Raw genomic sequence first — 23,362 nt, 5'->3', positions numbered from 1 at the left:
GGGCGGAGCCTACTCCGAGTTGCGGTGGGGATCACACCCCACGAACACTGGTTCCCATGTATGAGATCAAGGTCGAGCGGACCGAAGACGGCCGGTACATCGCGACCAACGAACGCGGGGCGGTCATCGAGCTCAGCGGGGACGGCACCGGACCGCACTTCTCGCCGGTGGAGCTGCTGCTGGTCGCCGTGGCCGGATGCAACATCGTCACCACCGAGCCGCTCACCGCGCAGCGCGGGCACCGGATGACCACCCTGGTGGCGTCGGCGACTTCGGAGAAGATCGAGCGCAACAAGCTCGGTCCGGTGACCCTCCGCTACAGCGCGGAACCACCCGCCGGGGACGCCGACGCCGAGAAGGTGTTCCGGGACGTCGCCGAGCGCGTCGAGGAACGGCACTGCACCGTCAGCCGCTCGCTGCGCGAGGGCACACCGGTCGACCTCGTGCTCGACGACGCGTCCTGACGCGGATCAGGCCGTCGGCACCGGGTCGGTGTGCAGAATCCGGTGGAACTGCTTGCTGTCCGACCACTTGCCGTTGATGAACAGGTGCGCGCGGGACAGCCCGATCTCCTCGAAGCCGCACTTGGCCAGCACCCGCTGGGAGGCGAAGTTCTCCACGTTGGTGCCGGCCTCGATGCGGTGGAGGTTCCAGCGCCGGTGCGCGTGGTCGCAGACCGCCGACACGGCCGCGGTGGCCAGACCGCGGCCGTTCAGCGCCGCGTCGACCCAGTACCCCATGCGCGCGTTCAGGAAGATGCCGAGCTCGATGTTCGACAGGGTGATGTTGCCGTACACCTCGCCGTCGCCCCGGTCGAAGACCCAGCGCTCGATGTGGCCGGCGCGACGCTGCTCGTCGAGCTGCGTCAGCCGGGAGAGCTGCCCCGCCTCGGTGTAGAAGTCGTCCGGCCGGATCGGCTCCCACGGCCCGAGGTGCGCCCGGTTGCGGTCGTAAGCCCGGGCCACGGCCGCGGCGTCCGCGGGCACCGTGGGCCGCAGGACGATGTCATCGGTGAGATGTATACCCTCGGTAGTCACGCCCAGCAGCGTAGAGCTCAGACGGTCTCGTTCTCCACGGCGTTCCCGGCTCCCTGCTGCGCGGGGACCTTCGGCGCGGGGTCCTTCGGCGCGTCCCCCATCGCCCCGGTCTCCTTGTTCCGCAGCTTCTGGCTGATGACCGTGGTGACCCCGTCCCCGCGCATGGTGACGCCGTACAGCGCGTCGGCGACCTCCATGGTGCGCTTCTGGTGGGTGATGACGATCAGCTGCGAGGAGGCCCGCAGCTCCTCCATGATGTTGATCAGCCGGCCCAGGTTGGTGTCGTCCAGCGCCGCCTCGACCTCGTCCATGATGTAGAACGGCGAGGGCCGGGCCTTGAAGATCGACACCAGGAAGGCCACCGCGGTCAGCGACCGCTCGCCGCCGGAGAGCAGCGACAGCCGCTTCACCTTCTTGCCCGGCGGGCGCGCCTCGACCTCGATGCCGGTGGTCAGCATGTCCGAGGGGTCGGTGAGGATGAGCCGGCCGTCGCCGCCGGGGAACAGCCGGGAGAACACGCCCTCGAACTCGCGCGCCACGTCGGCGAACGCCTCGGTGAAGACCTGCTCCACCCGGTCGTCGACCTCCTTGACGATGTCCAGCAGGTCCTTGCGGGTCTTCTTCAGGTCCTCCAGCTGCTCGGACAGGAACTGGTGGCGCTCCTCCAGCGCCGCGAACTCCTCCAGCGCCAGCGGGTTGACCTTGCCCAGGGCGGCGTAGTCCTTCTCCGCCTTCTTCAGGCGGCGTTCCTGCTCGGAGCGGTCATACGGCACCGGGATGTCGCCCTCGACGGTCGGCGGGATCGGCACCTCGGGACCGTACTCGGCGATCAGCAGCTCGGCCTCGACGCCGTGCTCGGCCAGCGCCTTCTCCTCCATCTGCTCGATCCGCATCCGGCGCTCGGCGCGCTGCACCTCGTCGCGGTGCACCGAGTCGGTGAGCTTCTCCAGCGCCCCGGCCAGCTCGCGCACCCGGACCCGCACCACCTGGACGGCGGCGTCGTGCTCGACCCGGGCCTGCTCCGCGGTCTCGCGCTGCCGCTGGGCCAGTGCCAGCGACTGCTCCAGGTGCCGGACGACCTGCTCGAAGCCGTGGGCCACGGCCCGCGCCACCTCGGCCTCCTCGGCCAGGCGCTCGGCCCGCTCTATGGCCCGCTCGCGGGCCTCGCGCTCCTGCTGGGCGGCACGGTCCAGCTGGTCGGCGCGGCCGGCCAGGGCCCGCGCGCGCTCCTCGGCGGTGCGCACCGCGAGCCGGGCCTCCATCTCGGCGGTGCGGGCCGCGGTGGCCTCCGCCGCGAAGGTGTCACGCCGCTCGGTCGACAGCGCGTCGCCGAGTTCCGCGGCGGCGGCCGCGGTCTCCTGCGCCTCCAGCAGCTGGCCTTCGAGCTCCTCCAGCTGCGCCAGATCGCGCTCGCGGGCCTCCTCGGCCTTCTCGATCGCCCCGACCAGCCGCTCGACCTCGCCGAGCGCCGCACGGGCCTGGCCGCCGAGGCGGCCCAGCTGCTGGGCGACGCCGGCCTTCTGGCTGTCGGCCTCGCGGCGCTGCGCCATCAGCGTGTCCACCCGGGCCTTGGCGGCCTGCCGTTCGGCGGTGGCGAACTCCAGCTCGGTGCGCAACCGCTCGGCGCGCGCCCCGGCCTCGTAGAGCTTCTCGGCGGCCTCGTCGACCGCGGCCTGGACCTCCAGCAGCGTCGGCGCCGAGGAGGAGCCGCCGCGGGCGGAGTCGCGGCCCAGCAGGTCGCCGTCCCGGGTCACGGCCCGGACGCCCGGGACCCGGCCGATCAGCTCGGCGGCCTCCGAGAGGTCCTCCACGACCGCCATCCGGTTCAGCAGGCGCGTGAACGCCGGGCGCAGCTCCTCCTGGACCTGGATCAGGTCGATGACGTAGCGGGCGTCGCCGGGCAGTTCCGGCCAGTCGCCGTCCTCCTCGTAGGAGACGTTGCCGCCCACGATCACCGTGGCCTGACCCGCGTCCTCGGACTTCAGCAGCCGGATGGCGTTCACGGCGCTGTCGACGCTGGTCACCGCGACCGCGTCGGCGGCGGTGCCCAGCGCGGCGGCCACGGCGGCCTCGGCGCCGGACTCCACGGTCAGTATCGCCGCGACGCTGCCCAGCAGACCGGACAGCCGGTCGGTGGCGGCCAGCAGCGCGCCGGCCCCGTCCTTGCGGTTCAGCCCGAGTTCGAGGGCTTCCTTCCGGGCGGCGAAGCCGGCGTGCTCCTTCTGCGCCTCCCGCTCGGCCGCCCGCAGCTCGGTCAGCTTCTCCTCGGCCTCCGACAGCGCCTGCGAGGCCTGCTCGACCTCGTCGTCGAGCCCGCCGCCGTCCGCGTCCAGGCCCTCGACCTCGGACTTGAGCTGCTCGTACTCGCGCTGCACGGCCGCGGCCCGGCCCCGAGCCTCCTCGGCGGCGGCGCCCAGGCGCCCGATCTCGGCGTCGGCGGCGGCCGTCTTGCTGCGCATGGCGCCGACCCGGCCGTCCAGTTTGGCCAGGCTCTCCCGCTGGTCGGCGGCGGCCCGCACGGACGCGGCCAGCCGCCGCTCCTCCTGCTGCAGCGCGGCCTCGGCGTCGGTGCGCTGCATGACCGCGCCGGCCAGCGTCTCCTGCGCCTCGGCGATCTCCTCGGCGAGGTCGGCCTCCTCCTCGCGGATCCGCTCCGCCTCGGCGTGCATCTCCTCCGGGTCGCGCCCGCGGCGCTCCTCCGGCTGGGTCCGCGAGGCGTTGCGGACCCGCTCGGCGGCCAGCTGCGCCGACCCGCGGTAGCGCTCCTTCAGGGAGCTGAGCCGGTACCACGTCTCCTGAGTCTCGGCCAGGTGCGGCACCAGCGCGGCACCGCGCTGCTCCAGCTCGGCCTCCTGGGCCTGGGCCTCGGCGTACTCGCGCTCCAGCTGCTTGCGCCGGACCTTCATCTGCTCCTCGTCGGCCGCCTCCTGCTCGAAGGCCCGGCGCATGGTCAGCAGATCGTCGGCGAGCAGCCGCAGCCGGGCGTCGCGCAGGTCGGCCTGGATCGCCACGGCGCGCCGGGCCACCTCGGCCTGCCGGCCCAGCGGCTTGAGCTGGCGGCGCAGTTCGCCGGTGAGGTCGGTGAGCCGGGTCAGGTTGGCCTGCATCGCGTCCAGCTTCCGCAGCGCCTTCTCCTTGCGCTTGCGGTGCTTCAGGACGCCGGCCGCCTCCTCGATGAACGAGCGCCGGTCCTCGGGCCCGGCCTGCAGCACCGCGTCCAGCCGGCCCTGGCCCAGGATGACGTGCATCTCACGGCCGATGCCGGAGTCGGAGAGCAGCTCCTGGATGTCGAGCAGGCGGCAGGGGTCGCCGTTGATGGCGTACTCCGAGCCGCCGTTGCGGAACATGATCCGCGAGATCGTGACCTCGGAGTAGTCGATCGGCAGAGCGCCGTCGGAGTTGTCGATGGTCAGCGCCACCTCGGCCCGGCCCAGCGGCGCGCGGCCGGTGGTGCCGGCGAAGATGACGTCCTCCATCTTGCCGCCGCGCAGGGACTTGGCCCCCTGTTCGCCCATCACCCAGGCCAGGGCGTCCACGACGTTGGACTTGCCGGAGCCGTTGGGACCGACCACGCAGGTGATGCCCGGCTCCAGCCGCAGAGTGGTGGCCGAGGCGAAGGACTTGAAGCCGCGCAGGGTCAGGGTCTTCAGGTACACGTGCGGCGACACTCTCCTGCTGCGCGCGGCCGACGCGCGGCCTGGTTTCCGGTGGCGGTGGCTGACACTTCGCCCTGTTCACACGGGAGGCGAACTCAGCAGGACTGTACCGCTTCCAGGACAAGGGACGCCGGAGGTCGCTCCAACGTCCCTTGCAAGAGGATGCCGCTGTACTGCCTAGCGGGTCAGAGCCGGTTCCCGCTCCAGCTCGCTGAGCTCCGAGTCCAGCCCCTTCGAGCTGTACTTCGATGCGGCGAGCACCGCGTTCTCGTCCTCGAGGCGGGACACATACGCCTCGAGGTCGACGACGCGCTGCTTGAGCCGCCTCATCTCGGCGACCATGCGGTGGTCCACCGCAGCGACATGCCCGAGAAGCGCCTTAGCCATAGTGAGGGTCCTTCACGATGAGTGCCTGGCGTCTTCGCCAGAACCTCTGTAGGTGTCAACCTGCCAGACTGGGTGTACGTCACGCACCGGCTGCGGGGGCAGCGCCGTACGCGTTATGAATCGGTGATGAGGCCGGTGTTTAGCCGGATCCACCACAGGGCATACCGCGCCGGCAAAAGGAGTGCGCGACTACCAGGGTCGCACCGATAGGGGTCTTGGGTCAACACGAAGCAGGGCACCGCAAAGCAGACCGCGCGGGCCGTGGAGTCACTCGATCACTATCGGCGGGGGTTCGTCAAGCGTTCTCCGGGCCGAATCCGCCTTGCGAGCCGCGGGATTTCACTCCTAAGAGGTCCGATCCGGGGGGTGCCCGGCAGCCGGGTGCGCAAAGGTTTGACCAAGTCACTCGATCGGGCTAAAGGCACTTTTGTAGCGTGACGGCCATGGCCTCAGAGCAGGGCGGCGAGGGCCGGTACGGCCCACCGGCGGACCCCCGGGCACCGGGCGCACGGGGGGAGCAAATGCGGGTCGCCCGGCCCTGCCGGGAGGACACCGGGCACGGTTGTGAGCAAGCTGATGCCATGCCCGAAAGCCGTCCCGCGAGCCACCGCCGCCCGGCCGTCGCCCGGGAGCACCACGTGCCGTTGCGCTCGTCGGCCGTCCTGGCCCTCGTCTCAGGGCTGGCCATCACCACGCCGCTGCTGTTGCGGACCCATCATCACGAGATCGTTCTGGGGCCGGAGCGCACGGGGCCGCCGTCCGCGGCGGATCCGGCGCCGGATCCGGTCACGGCCTCGGCCTCGACAGCCGTCGGTGCCGCCTCCACCGGCGATCGCACAGTCACCCCGATCTCACGGAACGCGACCCGCTCCCCCGCCGGGGCGCTGTCGACCCCTCCGTCGGCATCGGACCCGGCGCCGATTCAGAACCCGCAGGCGTGGCGCAGCCCCGGCGGGCCGGACGGGCAGCTCTCCCCCGACCAGGCCGCCGCGTTCGAGGACCAGGTGGTCGCGCTCACCAACGCGCAGCGCACCGCGCACGGCTGCCCGGCGCTGCGCTCCGATCACCGGCTGCAGCTGGCCGCGATCGACCACAGCGTCGACATGCAGGCTCGGAACTACTTCGCGCACGACGCTCCAGACGGTGTCACGCCGTGGACCCGCATCGAGGCGCAGGGGTACGCCGACCCGTCGGCCGAGAACATCGCGATGGGGCAGGGCACGCCGCAGGCCGTGCTCACCGCGTGGATGAACTCGCCGGAACACCGCGCCAACATCCTGGACTGCTCGTCCAAGGCCGTCGGCGTGGGGGTGCAGTTCGGGACGGGCGGGCCGTGGTGGACCGAGGACTTCGGCTACTCCTGACCGTCCGCGCCCTCAAGCCGACCTCAATCAGACCTTTGATGAACGGTCGGTCACCCCTTACGCACCCTCCGCACCAGCGGTACCATCGGGTAGCTCGCGCAGCAGGGACGAGGGGGAATCAGGGCTCATGGACATCCGCACGTGGCAGGGGGCCGATCGCCCCGACCTGCCCGAGCCCGGATTCGACGACGACTCGGTGTTTCCCGGCGTTCCCGGCGTTCCCGGCACGTCGTTCCCGGACCCGGCGCGAGCGCCCTACGGCGCCGCCGACGCGTCCTTCACCGCAGCCGACGTCATCTCCCTGGGACCGGCGGTCCGCCCCGGCCCGCGCGGCAGCCGCTCCGTCTACAGCGCGCGGCACCGCTCGGCGCGCAGCCCGTTCAGCCCGCTGCGCCCGGCCCCGATCGCGATAGGCAGCCTGTCCACGGCCGCGATAGCCGCGTTCGCCTTCGTCGGACCCGGCATGCTGCACGGCGGCGACGCCACCTCGACCATGCCGGTCCTGGACGGCATGCCGCACCGGATCGCCCCGCTGACCCCGGGTTCCGACGCGGCGCCCGGCAGCGCGTCCACCGACCAGTCCTCCGCGGCTCCGGCGTCCCCGCCCGGGGCCCCGACCTCGACCGCCACCGGCGCCACGACCACGACGGCCCCGACGAACTCGGCGGCCGCCGGTCCGGGCGGCCACGGCGGCGCGACCTCGCCGTCGGGGCCGGGCGACCCGACCTCCCCGGGAACCGGCACGCCCACCGGCCCGGGCCACCCGGTCACCCCGCCGACGCCGCCGGCCTCGGACCCGAGCCAGCCGCCGACCAACCCGCCGACCAGCCCGCCGACCGGACAGCCCACACCGCCGCCGTCGGCGCCGTGGGGACCGGTCTCGCCGCCGACCACCCCGCCGCCGAGTCAGCCGACTCCGCCGCCGACCAGCAGCCCGGCGCCTCCGGTCTTCAACGCTTCCGCGGCCGTGTCCTCGGCGCTGACCGAGATCTCGCAGGCCCGTACTTCCCAGGGTGCCGACGCCTTGGCCGTCGACCCGGTTCTGGTGCAGGCCGCGTCCAAGCACACCGGTGACATGGTCCGGTCCGGCCGGTTCAGCCACACCGGCTCGGACGGTTCCACCCCCTACAGCCGGGCCCAGGCGCTGGGTTGCTGGACGCTGTCCAAGGAGCTCATCGCACGCGGGCGGCCAGGCGACGATGTCGTGGGGGCATTGCTCAAGAACGCGCAGTCGCGGCCGGCGCTGTTGTCGTATCTGAACTCCACGATCGGGATCTCGGCGCAGCAGGACCCGAAGACCGGCGATGTGTACTGGACGATCGAGCTGGCCTGGTTGTAGGAGCCGGCCCCAGCTCGGGCCGGTGGTTCCAAGGCTTGACCTGAACACGGACCACCCCCAGGTCCCGATGTTCACCCGCGGAGCGGAGACACCGTGATGCCACCGCCTCCGGCTCGTTGAACCAAGGCGTGCGAACACCACGCTTGAGAAACCTGCGCCCCTCCCGCCTCTCGGCGAACGCCATAGCAGCCGCCGTCGGCACCGGCTCGGCCGTGCTGCTCCTGCTGCGCCTGTTCGTTCCGCGACCGGTCGGTGTCGCGGACAACTACGACGGCGTGCGCCTCATGTGCCACCTCGGCATCGACGTCCGCGTGCCGCCGGGCACATCGCGGCTGCGCGACTACGTCTACGTCCGCTACGACCACCTCGCACACTTCAGCTGCCAGCGTCATGCGCTGGGCTCGATCAAGCTGCCGGACGTGCCTTACCGGAGCAGCCAGCTGCTGGTGCTGTACGCGGGGCGGGCGCTCACCCGGCTGCTGGGGCTGCCCGGCTACCTGGACCTGCGTGCCGTGGGCGTCATCTGCTGCATGCTGATCGGCGCGGCGGTGGGGCTGCTGTACCGCTTCGCGCGAATGCGGCACCGGTACCGGATGCTCCTGTGCGGCGCGGTGGTGCTGGTAGTGGCGGACACGGTGTTCATCGACTATGCGATCTCACCGTTCAGCGAGATCGCTTCGATCATCGGTGTGCTGTATGTGGTGGTCGGCCTGGTTCTCCTGGCTGGACCGGGGCGGCGCGCGCGACTGGCGGGCGTCGCTCTCACCGGGGTCTCCGGGCTCTTCTTCGCCACCGCCAAGACGCAGAACTTCCCGGCGGTCCTGCCGTTGGCCGTGCTGCTGCTCGCGCCCGCGCTGCCGGTACCGGTCGCGCGCCTGCGTACCGTCGACCGGCGGCTGCGGCACCGCCTGACGGGCCTGGTGACGGTGGCGGTGCTGGTCGTCGGAGCCGTCGCGGTCTCCGGCAACGAGGACCGGCGGACAGCGCAGCTGACCGGTGCGAACTTCGTGACCGTCACGCTGCTGCCGACGTCGGCCCACCCACAGGCGGACCTCGCGGAGTTCGGGGCCCCGGCGTGGCTCGCCGACTACGCCGGAGCCCCGCCGTGGTGCGCGCCGTCGGCCCTGCAGAACGGCGCGGCCTACCAGCGGTTCACGAAGACCTTGTCACACCGGCGCATTCTCGGGTTCTTCGTGGAGCACCCGGGTCGGCTGCTGCCGGTTCTGGACCGGGTCGCGGAGTACTTCTACCAGCCGCGGCCGACGTCGACGCTGTGTGCTCCGGGTCCGCATGGCGCGCAGGTCATGGTGTTGCCGCATCTGGCGAACTACACCCGCTCCGCGCACACGCCGCGCGGCGTGCTCGACCGGCGCTGGGCTCCGGTGACCGAGGCTCTGGGTCTGCTGCGCGGCGGGGGCATGGCGACGCTCGTGCTGCTGTGGCTGCTCCCCGCCGGGGCCGTGGCTCTATGCCGGCGGCGGCGCGCCCTACGCGGTGTGGGGGCCGTGGTGGGCCTGTTGCTGGCGGTCGCGGTGACGCAGTTCGGCGCGTCGGCGTTCGCGGACGGCATCGACACGGCGAAGCATCTCGACCTCGCCGTGTTCGCGACGGCGCTGGCGTGGGTGTTCGCGGCGGTGGAGGTCGTGGCTGCGCTCACAAGGGGCCGGGCGTCCGCGCCTTCGGTGGAGATCCCGCGCGCATCGCGGCCTGCTGCCGAGATGCCGGAGTCCGAGCCGGTCTAACCCCGCCCTCCGAAAAGCGCGACGCCGCGGATCCCGACGGGGATCCGCGGCGTCGCCGCTTACGGCGAAGTCCGGAAACAGCCGCTGGAGCGGGTCAGACCCGCTCGCCGCTCGGCGCGTCCTCGGTCCGGCGGCGCGGCAGGATCGGCGCGTCGCGGCCGGTGCCGGAAGTCCCGCCCGGCTTCCGGGCCGAGCCCTCCTCGTGGTACTCCTCCTCGACGTTCACCGCCCACACGTCGTGTGTGGTGCCGGCGGCGATGTTCTCGGCGGCGAGCATCGCCGTCATCATCGAGTGGTCCTGGTTGTTGTAGCGGTGCATGCCGTTGCGGCCCACCGGGTGGACGTTCGGCGCCGCGCGGGCCAGCCACTCGCGGATCACTTCGACGTTGCCGCGGTAGTACTCGTCGTAGACCGGGTACGCCTTCGGCATCCGCACGACGTAGCCCTCGGCGACATCGTCCGCGGAGACCAGGCCGAGGGCCTCGAGCTCCTGCGCGCCCTGCTTGATGAGGACGTCGTCGGCCGCCTCCCACAGGTCGTCGCCCTCGGAGACGAAGTACTCCAGCCCCAGGCAGGTGCGTCCTTCCTTGACCAGGTACGGGGACCAGGAGCCGAAGTTCTGGATGCGGCCGACCCGCACGCCCGGGGTGTGGATGTAGATCCAGTTGTCGGGGAAGCCGGCCTCCTCCGGGACCACCAGGGCGACGGTGAGGAAGTCGCGGTAGCGCAGGTCGTCGGCGGCGGCGAGGACCTCGGCCGGCGCCGGCGGCTCCATCGCGCGCACCAGCGCGGAGATCGGCATCGAGGAGACGACGTGGTCGGCCTGGACCTTGCGCTCCCCGGAGGCGTCCTTGACCGTCACCGCCACCGCGCCGCCCTCGGCCCGGTGGACGGTCTTGACCCAGGTGTTCATCGCGACCGAGCCGCCGCCGTCGGTCACCAGGTCGCGGCAGCGCTCCCACATCATGCCGGGCCCGTACTTCGGGTACTGGAACTGCTCGATCAGGCTGGTGATCTGCTTCTGGTTCCGCTTCGGCGCCAGCGCGTTGACCACCGCTTTGAACAGCGACAGGTTCTTGATCCGCTGGGCGGCCCAGTCGGCCTCGATCTCGTTGGCCGGCATGCCCCACACCTTCTCGGTGTAGGTCTTGAAGAAGATCGAGTAGAGCCGGAAGCCGAACCGCGCGGCCACCCAGCCCTCGAACTTGGTCTGGTCCTTCGGCGGCCGGATCTGGGCCCAGAAGTACGAGCCCACGCAGCGCGCCGCTTCCAGCAGCCCCAGGCCGGACAGCGCGTTGCCGGCCTTGAGCGGGTAGTCGAACAGCTTGCCCCGGTAGTGGATGCGGCTCATGCGCGGCCGCATCAGGAACTCCTCGTCGGGCAGGATCTCGTGCCACAGCGCCTCGACCGGCGCCGCCTTGGTGAAGAAGCGGTGGCCGCCGATGTCGAAGCGCCAGCCGCCGCGCTCCACGGTCCGGCTGATCCCGCCGACGACGTCGTCGGCCTCGAAGACCTCCGGCCGGACCCCGGCCTTGACCAGCTGGTAGGCGGCGGTCAGCCCGGCCGGCCCGGCTCCGATGACGACGACGGCGGGACCCGCGGCCGGGCCCTGTCCGGATTCTGGCGCTTGCTGAGAGTTTGTTGACACGACGCACCAACGAGCGGATAGGCGCCGAGTCACGCGTATTACGCCATTAGGTGACGGAATCAGGGGTTTGCCGCCCCGGCTACCACCTGTGGCGCCGAAACGTGGTAAGGGGTGCCGGCGGCGAGGGTCCGCAGGGCGGGCGGCTCGGGTTCCGTCTCGGCCGCCGTGGCGGTCCAGACCAGGGCGACCAGGGCGGCGGCGCCGAGCCCGGCGACGGCCAGCACGGTGGGGGAGCCCACGGCCGGGTGCCAGCTGCCCGCGAACGGGTTGACGGGGGCGGTGGGGCCACCCTGCACCCGGGTCATCTCGACCATCAGCACCCAGAGCTGGCAGGCGGCCGCGCCGAGGGCGAACAAGCGCGGGACGCGTCGCTGGAGGGCGGAGGGGAGGTGGGTGGCCGGGTCGGCGGCGAGTAGGACCGCGGTGCCCGCCAGGCCGGGCAGGAAGTAGCGGCCGTACTGGGACCAGCCGAGGGTGCCCAGGAACTTGATCTCCAGGAGGACGGTGACGCCGAGCGAGACCGCCGCGACGACCAGGGCGGTCACCACGACGCGGCGGGTCCGCATCATCGCCAGCGGGATCAGGGCGGCTGCCGACAGCGCCGCCCAGAGCATCGGCACCCAGGGGGCCTGCACGTCCAGGGCGAAGGCCTCGGTGAACCAGCCGCCGACGCGGTCGACCGCGATCACCCGAAGCAAGGTGCTGATGCGGTGGTCGGCCGGATGCACGGCGATCAGCGTGTGAGTGACTTGGTCGTTGCCGGAGACCACGTTCCACGCCACCGCGAGCAACCCGGTGACGGCCCACACCGCGGCCACGAGGCGTGCGGCCCGCCACCGGCACAGTTCTCTGATGCGTGACCGCTCGGCGATCGCCAGCGCGCCGCCGACCGCAAGGGCGAACCAGAACGGCCCCATCGCTCGCACGGTCAGCACCACCGCGCCGGACACCCCCGCCAGGGCCAGCAGCACCGGCTGCGCGAAACTCCGGCCGCCGTACGCGGGGCGGACCACGTCCACCAGGCAGACCCACAGCAGCAGCGCGGCCGTGATCTCGACCCCGTTCGGGTTGACCGTGGAGCTCAACGCGATCGTGGTGGGCGTCAGCACGGTCAGCATCGCCGCCAGCAGGAGTGGACGCCGCGACCGCACCGCGACGACCGCGGCGGTGGCGCAGAAGGCGGCGGACAGCAGCGCGGCGAGGAGGCGGCTCAGCACGATGCCCGTCATGTCCGGGAAGAACCGGAGCGGCGAGCCGACCGCGAGATAGTACAGCGGGTTGTAGCGTCCGACCCACGACACCACGCGCACCTTCGCGCGTGTCGCGGGCGCCGGGTGCTGGCAGCTCGCCGGCTTCGCGACCCAGCTGCGGTCCTGTCGGTAGTTCGGGAAGTACACGCAGAGCGCGTTCGGCGGCAGCAGGCTCTTCGGCACCGCGAACGCCGCGCCCGGCCGGTGCACGAGCGGATCCACGCTCCGCGGTGCGAGCAGGTGCCCGGTCACCGCGCCGTACGCGCGCTCCAAGTGCTGGCGCTCATCGGTGGTGCCGTCGGCCGGCATGGCCAGCGACCAGGCGGCCGCCAGAAGGCCGAAGGCGGCGAAGGCCAGCAGCCAGACGCGACGGGGCGAAGTCTTCCATTTCCGCGCGGTCGAGGTCCCGGACATGGTTCAGCCTCCTGACGGACGCGGGGGGAGAGAGATCCTGGCGAGATCCTCCGGACCGTAGACCACGGCCATGGCGCCAGGAGGCGCGAACGCCCGCGCGTCACCGTAAGCAGTGAACATCCCGGCCGTTCGGCGCAGCGTCCAGTGCCGCCGCGGGCGTCCGCTCGTTGGGCAGGGTCGGTGTCCCTCCCTTGACGCATCGCATCAGTTGTCCGGCACCACGTCCAAGGAGTCCCCCGTTGAGCGTCATGCCCCCGGTCCTGCGACCGCCGGCCCCGCGCCGTCCGAAGGCGAAGGCCAAGGCCAAGACCGACGGCCCGTCCGCCTTCCCAGGACGGGCCCGGCAGCGATGGCTCCGTCCCCTGAGTCCTCGGACCGACCTCGGAACCGCGGCCCTGGTCGCCGCCGTCGTGGCGGTGCTCGCGCAGATCCCGCTGCTGACCAACCGGTTCTTCTACCTCTGGGACGACAGCGCCGCGGAGTTCCTGCCGGTGTGGCACCGCATCGGCCAGGACCTGCTGGCCGGGCACTGGAACCCGCTGGTGCCGGACATGTGGAACGGCGGCAATCTGGCGGCCGAGGCGCTGTTCGGGATCTGGAACCCGTTGGTGCTGCTGGACGCCGTGCTCACCGCCGGTTCCGGCGACCTGCTGGTGGCGGCGATCATCATCAAGACCCAGTTCCTGGTGATCCTGACGGTCGGCGTGTACGCGGTCTGCCGCGAGTACCGGGCCGGCCGTGCCGCGGCCGCCGTGGTCGCGGTGGCACTGCCGTTCTCCGGTTTCACGCTGTACTTCGACGCCGCCTCCTGGATCGCCGGGCTCATGGGCTTCGCCTGGACCACGCATTTCTGGTGGTCCGCGCGGCGCTACATGCGGGGGCGGCTGAACCCCGCGGTGCCGATCCTGTTCGGGCTGATGATCGTCACCACCGGCAATCCCTACGGCCTGCTGGGCATGGTGGTGGTCGCGATCGCGCTGGCCACCGAGTCGCTGGCCGCCGGGGACCGCCGGGCGGTCGGGCGGCTGGGCGCCGTGAGCGCGGTGGCGGTCTCCGCGTCGGCGCTGGTCTTCCTGCCGCTCGTGCTCAGCGCCGGGGTGACGACACGGTCACCGGCCTCAGGGATCATGAACACGGGCTTCTTGGTGCCCGGCGTCGGCGACCTGCTGAACATGAGCGCTCCGGCGTACCTGCCGCACTCGGTGTCCTGGCACATGTCCTTCTGGACGGTCCCGGCGACCTACCTGGCGTGGTTCATCGCTCCACTGGTGCCGTGGCTGGACTGGCGGCGGGTGGTGCGTCGGCCGCGGGGCAGGATCGGCGTGGGACTGGTCGCCGTCGTCTACACCGCCGCCACGGTGGGGCCCTCGCAGATCTGGCTGTTCCGCTGGCCGTTGCGGTTGATCGAGTACGCGTACCTGGGGCTGTGCGTGATCGTCGCGCTGGCGCTGACCGGGACGCCGCGGACCGATCAGGCGCGCCGGCGGGCCGCGGCGACCGCCGTGATCATCGTGATCGGGGGGTATCTATCGTGGTCGGCGCAGCCGGCGCAGGCGGTCACCGTCATCGTCGCCACCGCGCTGGTCGGTACGTTGTCGTGGCTGATGGTGCGTCGGCTGCGGAGCGGACGGCCGCTGGCGCGGCTGCTGGTCGCCGGGACCGTGGCGGTGCTGGGCTTCCAGGCGATGGCGTTCCCGGACAACCGCAACGTCACCGACTGGCATCCCCAGCATGACGTGGCCTCGATGCGGTCGCATTTCGACGACCTGTACCAGGGCAACACCATGATCGTCGGCGACCCGTTGACGGAAGCCAATCGGCTGGGGCGGCGTCAGGTGTGGCACGACCTGCCCGGCGGCAGTCTGCTGCAGGTGGCCGGCGTGAAGAGTCTGAACAACTACACGGGGATTTCGTATCGGACCTACATGCGGCACCTGTGCATGTCGTACTACGGCGGGACCTGCCAGTCGCTGTACTCGAGGTTGTGGCGTCCGGATTCCGACTCTCCCGAGAAACTGGCCGACCTGCTGCGACTTGAGACCGTCGTGCTGCAGACGCCACGGCACCTTCAGGATGTGCTGAACCCGCCGGCGGTGCCGGGCAAGCCCCAAGACAAGCCGCTGACCTTCCCGACCGGGTGGGAGGTGCGGCGGCTCGATGATCACACCATGATCCTGCACCGGGAGCAGGCGTTGCCTTGGCCCGATGGGCGGGTGTCGTACACCGCGCCGGGCCTCCAGGTGCGGGCCGACCGGGTCGGCGGCGACGGCGTCGGCGAGACCATCCGCTACACGGGCGCCGGCGAGGTACGGGTCGCCGCGCTGCTGTGGCCGGGCTGGCGGGCCACCGTCGACGGGCGCTCGGTGCGGTTGGAGGGCACGGATGTCGGGATCATGAAGGTGGTGCTGCCGCCGGCCGCCCCGGGAGGCAGCGTGCTGCGGCTGAGCTTCCGGCCGCCGGGGTTCCGGCTCGGTCAGGGCACGGCTCTGCTCGGGTTCCTCGGCGGGCTGGCCGTCGTGCTGCTGTGGTACCGGCGCCGGCGCCGCTTGGCGGTCAGCGCGCTGGACGCTGACACTTCGGACAGAAGAAGCTCGACCGATTCATGAACGACTCGCGCCTGATCGGCGTCCCGCAGCGGTCGCAGGGCTCCCCCTCGCGGCCGTAGGCGTGCAGGGAGCGGGCGAAGTAGCCGCTGTCGCCGTTGACGTCGACATAGAGGCTGTCGAAGGACGTGCCGCCGACGGCGAGGGCGGCGCTCATGACGTCGCGGGCTGCGCCGAGCACGCGGTCGGTGTCGGGGCGGCGCATCTTCGAGGTGGGCTTGTCGTAGTGCAGGCGCGCGGCCCACAGGGCCTCGTCCGCGTAGATGTTGCCGATGCCGCTGACGCGGGTCTGGTCCAGCAGCGCGCGCTTCAGACCGGTGTCGCGGCGGCGGAGTTCGCTGTGGAAGAAGTCGACGTCGAACTCCGGGTCGAGGACGTCGCGCGCGATGTGGGTGACGGAGGCCGGGACGATGACACCGTGGCGGTCCTTCTCCAGGTGCTCGACCGCCATGCCGCCGAAGGTGCGCTGGTCGACGAAACGGAGCTCGGGACCGCCGTCGGTGAAGGTGAAGCGGATCCGGAGATGCTTCTCGTCGGGGGTGCCGGCGGGCTGGACGAGCAGCTGACCGCTCATGCCCAGGTGGCCGGTGACGGCCTCGTCGGCGTCGAGCGGCAGCCACAGGAACTTGCCGCGCCGCTCGGCGCTGAGGAAGGTGAGCCCGGCGACCCGGGCGGCGAAGTCCTCGGAGCCGTCGGTATGGCGGCGGATCGCCCGCGGATGCAGGACCTCGGCGGCGGCGATCGTGCGACCGACCGCCCAGCGCTCCAGGCCGCGGCGGACGACTTCGACTTCAGGCAGTTCCGGCACGGGGTGAACGTATCAAAAAGGTCCGACAGGAAGGGCCCGGCTCGGCGGCCGGGCTCGTGGGGCTCTTGAGGCTCGTGGGGGTCTTGAGGCTCGCGGGAGCGTGCGATCGGGCTCTGGCACCAGGCGCCGCCGGGCTCGTGAGGCTCGCGGGAGCGTGCGGTCGAGGCGGTGGCATCAGGCGCCCGCTCAGGAAGCCTGGGCGTCCGGCTCGATGTCGTAGGGGCCGTGCGTCAGCTTGCGGTCGCCCGCCGCGCCCGGCAGCACGCCCTTCGCGGCCAGGGTCTCGGCGTGCGTCTCGCGGATCTTCCGCCACGCCTCCTCGGCGGCCTGCTGCTCGGCCTCCTTCTTCGAGCGGCCCGAACCGTGGCCGTAGGCGACGCCCGCGACGCAGGCGTCGGCCTCGAAGAACTTGTCGTGGTCCGGACCGGTCTCGGTGACCCGGTAGTCCGGCACGCCGATGCCCGCCACCGCGGTCAGCTCCTGGAGCGAGGTCTTCCAGTCCAGGCCGGCGCCGAGCGTCGCGCTGGTGGCGATCAGCGGGCCGAAGAGGCGGCGGACCAGGTCGAACGCCACGTCGATGCCGTGGTCGAGGTACACCGAGCCGATCAGGGCCTCGAGGGTGTCGGCGAGGATCGACGCCTTGTCGCGGCCGCCGGTGGTCTCCTCACCGCGGCCGAGCTTCACGAAGTCGCCCAGGCCCAGGCCGCGGGCCACCTCGGCCAGGGCCTTGGAGTTGACGACCGCGGAACGCAGCTTGGCGAGCTGCCCTTCGGGCAGCTCGCTGTGCGTCTTGTAGAGCGTGTCGGTCACCACCAGCCCGAGCACTGAGTCCCCGAGGAACTCCAGGCGCTCGTTGGTGGGGAGCCCGCCGTTCTCGTACGCGTACGAGCGGTGGGTGAGGGCACGGTCGATCAGCCGGGCGTCCACGGGCAGGCCGAGACGGGCGATGAGCTCTTCCGGCGGCGCGGTCGCTCCCGTCCCGCCCTTTCCGGACTTGTTGGACGCCACAGCTGGTCTACTCGCGTCCCGACTCAGACCTCGACGACCTGGCGGCGGTCGTAGGTGCCGCAGTTCTCGCACAGGTGGTGCGGAACCTTGGTCTGGCCGCAGTTCTCACACGCGACCAGGGTCAGCGGGGCGGCCTTCCACTGGGCGCGGCGGGAACGGGTGCGACTGCGGGACTTCTTGCGCTTCGGGACGGCCACGGTCCTACTCCTGGTCTTGGGCGGGCGGGGCGACCGGCGCCGTACCGCTGTTGCTTGCTTCGGGGTCCTTCAGGTCCGCCAAGGCCGCCCACCGGGGGTCGACGGTCTCGTGCGAGTGTTCCGGGTCCTCGTTCAGGAGCGCCCCGCACTCGGAGCACAGTCCCAGACAATCGTCCCGGCACAGCGGTGAGACCGGCAGTGCGAGCACCACCGCGTCGTGGACGACCGGCTCGAGGTCGAGCAGGTCGTTGACGAGGAACACCGCGTCCTCGTCCCCTCCCGTGTCTTCACCCGGGAAGAAGTACAGGTCCTGGAAGTCGGCCTCGACCTCGAGGTCGAGCGGCTCCAGACAGCGGACGCACTCCCCGGCCACGGCGGCACGCGCGGTGCCGGTCGCCAGGACCCCCTCGACCACGGCTTCGAGCCGTGCGTCCAGGTCCACGTCCGAACCCGCCGGCACGTAGGCGACGCCGTCCTTCTCGCCGGTGTGCTCCGGGGCCGGGACGGTCTCATGGACCGTCCGCATGGAACCCGGGCGCCTCGCGAACTCGTGGGTGTCGATCACGTACGGCGAGCGGGGATCGGGCTGCGCCGTGGTTCTCGGCGTCGTGCCAGGCATGTTCCCTCTATCGTCGTGTGATGGAAACCCAAGTCGAAGGCGTGCGTCAGCCGTTCGGCCGTCAGGCAGACATCCACGATAGCCGAGCGTCGGGGCGCCGTCCAAACTGTCCCTACGACTGCCCCGCTTCGGCTGCTCCGCATCCTTCCCGAGTCATGCGTTGGGGCCCGTCACCTGCCCCGCTTCGGCTGCTCCGCATCCTTCCCTAGCTGTGCCTCAGTATGTGACCTCCACCGCACCGTCCGCGCCGGCCCCGGAGCTCTGAGAGCCGCCGCCGCCGTCGCCGCCGCGGCCGTACCCCTCCGGACTCCCGGCGCCGCCCGGACCGCCCTGTGAGGCGGTCGAACTGTTGCGCGAGGAGCCGTAGTCGGCGTCGCCGCCCGGCGTGAACGTGCCGTTCAGATCGTGGCCCTGCGACCGGCAGCCGCCGGCCCGGCCGCCGAGGCCGGGGAAGCCGCCCGCGCCACCGTCCTCGAACCCGACCGAGCCGGCCGCGCCGCCTCCCCCGCCGGAGGCGTAGACGTAGGTGCTCAGATCGCTGTTCGCGAAGCTGCTGGCGCCGCCTCCGCCGCCGCCGCCACCGCCCGGGAAGACGTCCGTCGCCCCGCGGCCGCCGGGGATGGCCTTGCCGTCGACCACGCTGGCGCCGGCCCCGCCGTTCCCGCCGTGCGGCCCGTGCTCGGTGCGGAAGCCGTTCGCCCCGCCGCCGCCGCCACCGCCTCCGGTCCCTCTATGGCCGTGGCGGCCGTTGGAGCCCTCGGCCTGACCGTTCCGGCCCTCGGCCCCGCCTCCGGCGCCGCCGCCGGGTGTGGCGTCCACCGCGGCGGCGCCCTGCGACGAACCGCGGCCGCCGGCACCGCCGACGACCACGTTGAAGGTCTGGCCCGGGGTCACCGGCAGCACGCACTCCATGATCGAGCCGCCTCCGCCGCCGCCTCCGCCCCACGAGCTGATTCCGGACTGGAAGCTGTCGCCGCCCCCGCCGCCTCCGGCGCCGACCACCTTGACCGTCAACGACGTGACGCCGGCCGGGACGGTGAACGTCCCGTCCTGGGTAAAGGTCTGCGTGCTCGACGCCGACGCCGACGCGGGCGCGGGCGGGGCCCACGCCCCGGCCAGGGCGACCGCGGCGGTTCCGGCGGCTGTGGCCAGGCGCCGGGCGGCGCCAGTCTTCGTTCCCTCACACACGGCGATTCCTCCGATCACGATTCGGCAGTGTCGAAGCCCACTGGACTACCGGTAACCGGTCGCCTTCAAGTCTTAATGCGCCGTATGAGTGTTTTGCCACAAACTGTTCCGAATATTCGGTGTTGGGTGCCGCCGAGGATCCCCTCAAAGGTGTACGGATGATGTCGAATCTTCGTATCCTGCAGAGGAGAAGGACCACCTTGCGCCCTCTCACAAAAACCCGTTCCATGCTGCTGGCGGTCGCGACCGCCGCTCTCGGCCTCACGCCGGCCCCGGCCCGCGCCGACACGTTCGCAGCGCCGCCTACGGTGGTCCAGGTCGTAGCCCACCAAGACGACTCGATCCTGTTCTTCAACCCCGACATCCGGAAGCTGTACGACTTCCCGACCGTCACCGTGTTCCTCACCGCTGGCGGGTCCACCACCGAGGTGGGGCCCGGCCAGGCGTTCGACAGCACCTGCGCATACGGTGAGAGCCGCGACAAGGGGGCCCGGGCCGCGGCCGCCGCGCTGGCCGGGGTGCAAGACCCGACCTGGACCAGGACACCGATGACATTCGCGGGCAAGGTGGCCGAGGAGGACACGCTGGACCAGGCGCCGCAGGTGAAGCTGGTGTTCTTCAAGCTGCACGAGGCCGGCGACGGCAACTACCCCGGCAGCGGGAACCAGCAGGCGGTGCTCGACGATCTCTACCTGCGAGGCGAGACCACCGGCTGGCACGAGTCGACGATGGGGACGATGCCCGACGACGGCGGCTCGGACTGCGAGTCGGAGTACGCCGACCAGACCTACACCAAGGCCGAGCTGACCGCGTCGCTGACGGCCCTGTACGAGCACTACAACGCGACGGTCGTCTACGGCATGGACGCGCACCGGTTCGCCAGCGATCCCGGCAACTCCGACCACCTGGGCGCCGGCGGCTTCACCCTGGACTCGGTCGCGGCCTACCACGGCCCCGGCGGCGATCACCACGTCGTGCTGCGGTCGTACCAGGACTACGACATCAGCAACGAACAGGCGGACGTCGACGCCTACAACTCCGGGCTCAAGCACAACGACTTCCTGAGCTACCTGGGCCCGGACCGCGGCGACATCCCCGGTCAGTACCACGGGCTCTTCGACACCTCGCCGGATCCTGACAACTCGTTCTACACGCCGTTCTACAGCCGCCAGTACTCGCGCTGGCCGAACGGCGCGGTCTGGACCGGGCAGGACGCGAACGGCCGGCTCACCGCCTTCGCCGTGGCGGACAGCCAGATCCAGGTCTGGACCGAGAGCGCGCCCGGCTCGTGGACCGGCCCGGTGCCGCTGCCCGGCGGCACCGGGATGGCCGCGACGCTGGCGGTGACCCGGGATCCCTCCGGCATGCTGCGGGTGACCACGATCCGGCTGGCGGACTATCAGGTGATGACGGTCGTGCAGACCGCGCCGGGGTCCTGGGGGCCCTGGACCTCCCTGGGCAACCCGAACCCCGAGGACCCCACGCTCGTGGGCGACCCGGCCACGCTGACCGAGTCGAACAACAACGTCACCGTGTTCGTCCGCAACCGGGGCACCGGGGTGAGCGCCAAGACCCTGAACCCCGGCCAGTCCTGGCCGGACGAGTGGGCCGACCTCGGGGGCTGGCAGGTGCGCAACGATCTGGCCGTGGGCCGGGCCGGCAGCGGTGCCGGGGAGCTGTTCGCCCCGGCCGGAAGCGGCATCCTGCACTGGAAGCAGAACTCGTCCGCGCTCTGGGCCCAGGACTCCGGACCGCTGACCTCGACGGTGCTCGGGAAGGTCCAGGTCTCCATGGCGAACAACGCCGACGGCCGGGCGGAGATCTTCTACGTGAACCCCGACAACCCTGTGGTCGCCACCCAGTGGACCCAGGCCGACGGCGCGTGGACCGGTTCGCCTGGACTACTCGCCAACAGTCCGAACACCCTGGAGAGCGTCGCGGCGGCGGTCCCCGGCGACGGGCGGATCTCGCTCGCGGTCCGCAACGCCGGAGGCGGGGTCAGCATGGTGTCGCAGACCGGCCCGAACGTCGGGTTCTCGAACACCTGGCCGGACCTGGGGAGCGTCATCGTCGGAGCGCCGGCGCTGACCGTGGACTCCACCGGGCGGCTGGTGGTGCTGGCCATCGAGCTGGACGGGACCCTGCACGTCAACCGGCAGACCGCGGCCGGCACGGACAGCCCGTTCGGCGGGTGGCAGCTGGCCGGGAGCTGAGCCCGCGCGAGCCCGTCCGAAGCGAGCGGGCCGTCGCCCGGCAGATGCCGGGCGACGGGCCGCTTTCGTTGAGGCTGAGCCGGTCAGCCGGTCGTCACCGCTGGTACGGGTCGTCCCGGAACTGGCGCACGTCGATCATCCCGGTGTCGAAGAAGCCGGTGGCCTCCGGCTGCCCCTGCTGCTGGCCGGGGTGGGTCTGGTGCGAGGGGTGCTGGCCCTGCTGCTGCGCGTACGGGTCCTCCTGCTGGTAGGAGGGGTACTCGCCGGTGTGGTAGCCCTGCTGGTCGTACTGCGCGCCGTAGGGCTGGACCGGGTACGGCACCGCCGCCGGGTCCGCGTAGTTGTACGCGCCGTTCTGGTCCTCGTAGCCGTAGCCGACCGCGACCGGGGCCGGCTGCTGGTACTCCTGCGGCGGGTAGTCCTGGGAGAAGTCCGGCCGCTGGAACACCCCGCTCATGTCCGCCTGCGCGAACTCCCGGGACAGCTCCGGCTCGGGCAGCCCGTACGAACCCGGGTTGTAGGCGTCCTCCGGCTGCGCGTACGCGGCCTCCTGGTACGCGGCTTCCTGGTACGCCGAGGTCTCCTGGTAGGACGAGGTCTCCTGGTAGGACGGCGCCTCCTGGTAGGAGGGCTGGTTCTGGTAGCCGTTCTGCTGCTCGTACGCCTCGTCGGTGTACTGCGGGTACTCGCCGGTGTTGTAGTCGCCGCGGGAGCCCCCCTCGCGCGGATAGCCGGCGCCGACGTGGTCGTCGCGCTCGGAGAAGTCGTACTCCGGCCGGGTCGCGGCCTCGACCGCGTCCTGCTCCAGGACGTGCTGGCCCAGCTCCTCCATCGGGTCCTTGCCGGCCATCTTGGCCCGGCCCCGGCCCACCGCCTGCAGCGTCTTGGTGAGCACCACCTCGAAGTTGGCGAGCTTGTCGTCGACGTAGTTGTCGGCGTCCTCGCGGATGCGCCGCGCCTCCTCCAGAGCGGCCCCGCGGATCCGCTCGGCCTCCCGGCCCATCTCGGTGCCGGACAGCATGCTGCCGCGCTCGCGCCGGGCGGCCTCGATGTGCTCGGCGGCGTCCCGGCGGGCCTGGGCTATCACCTCTTCGCGCTCGGCCACCAGGCGCCGCGACTCCGCCAGCTCCTGGGCCAGGCCCTCGGCGAGCTCGTGCAGTATCTCCATCACCTCGGCGCGGTTGATCACGCACGAGGCGGACATGGGGACGGCCTTGGCGTTCTCCACGATCTGCGCCAAGTCCCCGACCATCTGCTCCAAGCGGTCGCTCGTGGCCACTTCTCACACGCTCCTTCGGCGGCGCGGGACCGCCCCGTCTGTCGGCATCCGATCGGTTTCTGCTTCCGTCCCGCGCACGGGTTTCAGCGCAAAGGCTACGCGGACTTGGCCTTGCGTTCAGCCAGACGGTCGGTGAGGGCCGAAAGCACCAGGTCGGGGACCAGTCCGGAGACGTCCCCGCCGAGCGCCGCGACCTCCTTCAGGAGCGAGGAGGACAGGTAGCTGTACAGCGGGTTGGAGGCCACGAACAACGTCTCGATGCCGGCCAGCCGGTGGTTCATGTGCGACATCTGGAGTTCGTACTCGTAGTCGCTCACCGCGCGCAGGCCCTTCATGCTGGCGCGGATCCCGTGCCGGGCGCAGAAGTCGACCAGCAGGCCCTCGATCGGCTCGACCCGCACGTTGCCGTAGTCGGCGGTCACCCGGCGCACCAGGTCCATGCGCTCGTCGACGGTGAACAGGCCCCCGGCCTTGCCGGCGTTCACCCCGACCGCCACGAACACCTCGTCGAACAGCTGCGAGGCGCGGCCGATGATGTCCAGGTGTCCGTTGGTGATCGGGTCGAAGGACCCGGGACAGACGACGCGGCGGATGACGGGCTCGGCCATGT

Annotated in this window: 18 protein-coding genes; 6 read left to right on the top strand and 12 right to left on the bottom strand. The window is 71.6% G+C overall.

The features are described from left to right. Positions 1-56: 56 nt before the first annotated feature. On the top strand, positions 57-464 hold the full coding sequence (locus ABD466_RS20825; RefSeq protein WP_344658781.1) for an OsmC family protein: 408 nt from the start codon (positions 57-59) through the stop codon (positions 462-464). Positions 465-470: 6 nt separating this feature from the next. Here the strand turns inward: ABD466_RS20825 and ABD466_RS20820 are convergent, their stop codons facing one another. The 3 genes from ABD466_RS20820 to ABD466_RS20810 form a co-directional block, all read right to left on the bottom strand. Then, positions 471-1,037: a GNAT family N-acetyltransferase gene (locus tag ABD466_RS20820; protein WP_344658780.1), complete on the bottom strand. Its 567-nt coding sequence runs from the start codon at positions 1,035-1,037 to the stop codon at positions 471-473. Between the two features lie 17 nt (positions 1,038-1,054). Beyond that, positions 1,055-4,693 (bottom strand): chromosome segregation protein SMC, encoded by a 3,639-nt coding sequence (gene smc, locus ABD466_RS20815; RefSeq protein WP_344658779.1) that lies wholly within the window; start codon positions 4,691-4,693, stop codon positions 1,055-1,057. A 177-nt stretch (positions 4,694-4,870) separates the two neighbouring features. Further along, entirely contained in the window at positions 4,871-5,080 is a 210-nt protein-coding gene (locus ABD466_RS20810; protein ID WP_344658778.1) for a hypothetical protein, read from the bottom strand. Between the two features lie 581 nt (positions 5,081-5,661). Here ABD466_RS20810 and ABD466_RS20805 point away from each other — a divergent pair. The 3 genes from ABD466_RS20805 (at position 5,662) to wsfD (ending at position 9,525) form a co-directional block, all read left to right on the top strand. After that, positions 5,662-6,444, top strand: coding sequence for a CAP domain-containing protein (locus tag ABD466_RS20805; protein ID WP_344658777.1), 783 nt, complete (start codon positions 5,662-5,664; stop codon positions 6,442-6,444). Between the two features lie 127 nt (positions 6,445-6,571). Beyond that, on the top strand, positions 6,572-7,783 hold the full coding sequence (locus ABD466_RS20800) for a CAP domain-containing protein (protein ID WP_344658776.1): 1,212 nt from the start codon (positions 6,572-6,574) through the stop codon (positions 7,781-7,783). Positions 7,784-7,926: 143 nt separating this feature from the next. Then, positions 7,927-9,525, top strand: coding sequence for a glycan biosynthesis hexose transferase WsfD (gene wsfD / locus ABD466_RS20795; RefSeq protein ID WP_344658775.1), 1,599 nt, complete (start codon positions 7,927-7,929; stop codon positions 9,523-9,525). Positions 9,526-9,619: 94 nt separating this feature from the next. On the opposite strand, the gene ABD466_RS20790 is transcribed toward wsfD, so the two are convergent. Next, complete coding sequence (locus tag ABD466_RS20790; RefSeq protein WP_344658774.1) at positions 9,620-11,173, bottom strand: NAD(P)/FAD-dependent oxidoreductase; 1,554 nt, start codon at positions 11,171-11,173, stop codon at positions 9,620-9,622. 59 nt (positions 11,174-11,232) lie between these two features. Continuing rightward, positions 11,233-12,837 (bottom strand): DUF2142 domain-containing protein, encoded by a 1,605-nt coding sequence (locus ABD466_RS20785; RefSeq protein ID WP_344658773.1) that lies wholly within the window; start codon positions 12,835-12,837, stop codon positions 11,233-11,235. Positions 12,838-13,076: 239 nt separating this feature from the next. Between ABD466_RS20785 and ABD466_RS20780 the strand changes: the two genes are divergently transcribed. Further along, the gene (locus ABD466_RS20780; protein ID WP_344658772.1) at positions 13,077-15,443 is read left to right on the top strand and encodes a hypothetical protein; all 2,367 of its coding nucleotides are present in this window, start codon (positions 13,077-13,079) and stop codon (positions 15,441-15,443) included. On the opposite strand, the gene mutM is transcribed toward ABD466_RS20780, so the two are convergent. The 5 genes from mutM to ABD466_RS20755 all read right to left on the bottom strand — a co-directional run bounded on the left by mutM (position 15,391) and on the right by ABD466_RS20755 (position 19,260). Then, positions 15,391-16,248, bottom strand: a complete 858-nt coding sequence (gene mutM, locus ABD466_RS20775; RefSeq protein WP_344658771.1) for a bifunctional DNA-formamidopyrimidine glycosylase/DNA-(apurinic or apyrimidinic site) lyase — start codon at positions 16,246-16,248, stop codon at positions 15,391-15,393. The two genes, ABD466_RS20780 and mutM, sit on opposite strands and share 53 nt — an antisense overlap. 186 nt (positions 16,249-16,434) lie before the next feature. Next, a complete protein-coding gene (rnc, locus tag ABD466_RS20770) occupies positions 16,435-17,256 on the bottom strand; it encodes a ribonuclease III (protein WP_425558692.1) in 822 nt (273 codons plus the stop codon). A 23-nt stretch (positions 17,257-17,279) separates the two neighbouring features. Further along, the gene (gene rpmF / locus ABD466_RS20765) at positions 17,280-17,453 is read right to left on the bottom strand and encodes a 50S ribosomal protein L32 (RefSeq protein ID WP_344658770.1); all 174 of its coding nucleotides are present in this window, start codon (positions 17,451-17,453) and stop codon (positions 17,280-17,282) included. A gap of 4 nt (positions 17,454-17,457) precedes the next feature. Beyond that, complete coding sequence (locus ABD466_RS20760; protein ID WP_344658769.1) at positions 17,458-18,072, bottom strand: YceD family protein; 615 nt, start codon at positions 18,070-18,072, stop codon at positions 17,458-17,460. A gap of 216 nt (positions 18,073-18,288) precedes the next feature. Then, a complete protein-coding gene (locus ABD466_RS20755; protein ID WP_344658768.1) occupies positions 18,289-19,260 on the bottom strand; it encodes a hypothetical protein in 972 nt (323 codons plus the stop codon). 200 nt (positions 19,261-19,460) lie between these two features. On the opposite strand from ABD466_RS20755, the gene ABD466_RS20750 reads away from it, so the two are divergent. Beyond that, complete coding sequence (locus ABD466_RS20750; protein WP_344658767.1) at positions 19,461-21,473, top strand: DUF8189 domain-containing protein; 2,013 nt, start codon at positions 19,461-19,463, stop codon at positions 21,471-21,473. 94 nt (positions 21,474-21,567) lie between these two features. On the opposite strand, the gene ABD466_RS20745 is transcribed toward ABD466_RS20750, so the two are convergent. Next, the gene (locus ABD466_RS20745) at positions 21,568-22,752 is read right to left on the bottom strand and encodes a hypothetical protein (protein WP_344658766.1); all 1,185 of its coding nucleotides are present in this window, start codon (positions 22,750-22,752) and stop codon (positions 21,568-21,570) included. 95 nt (positions 22,753-22,847) lie between these two features. After that, entirely contained in the window at positions 22,848-23,345 is a 498-nt protein-coding gene (gene coaD / locus ABD466_RS20740; RefSeq protein WP_344658838.1) for a pantetheine-phosphate adenylyltransferase, read from the bottom strand. Positions 23,346-23,362: the final 17 nt, after the last annotated feature.

Origin of the sequence: Catenulispora subtropica (genome assembly GCF_039531675.1) — a bacterium.
GTDB lineage: Bacteria > Actinomycetota > Actinomycetes > Streptomycetales > Catenulisporaceae > Catenulispora > Catenulispora subtropica.
Note: the sequence above shows the minus strand (reverse complement) of the source record. Positions and strands in the feature narration are given on the sequence as shown.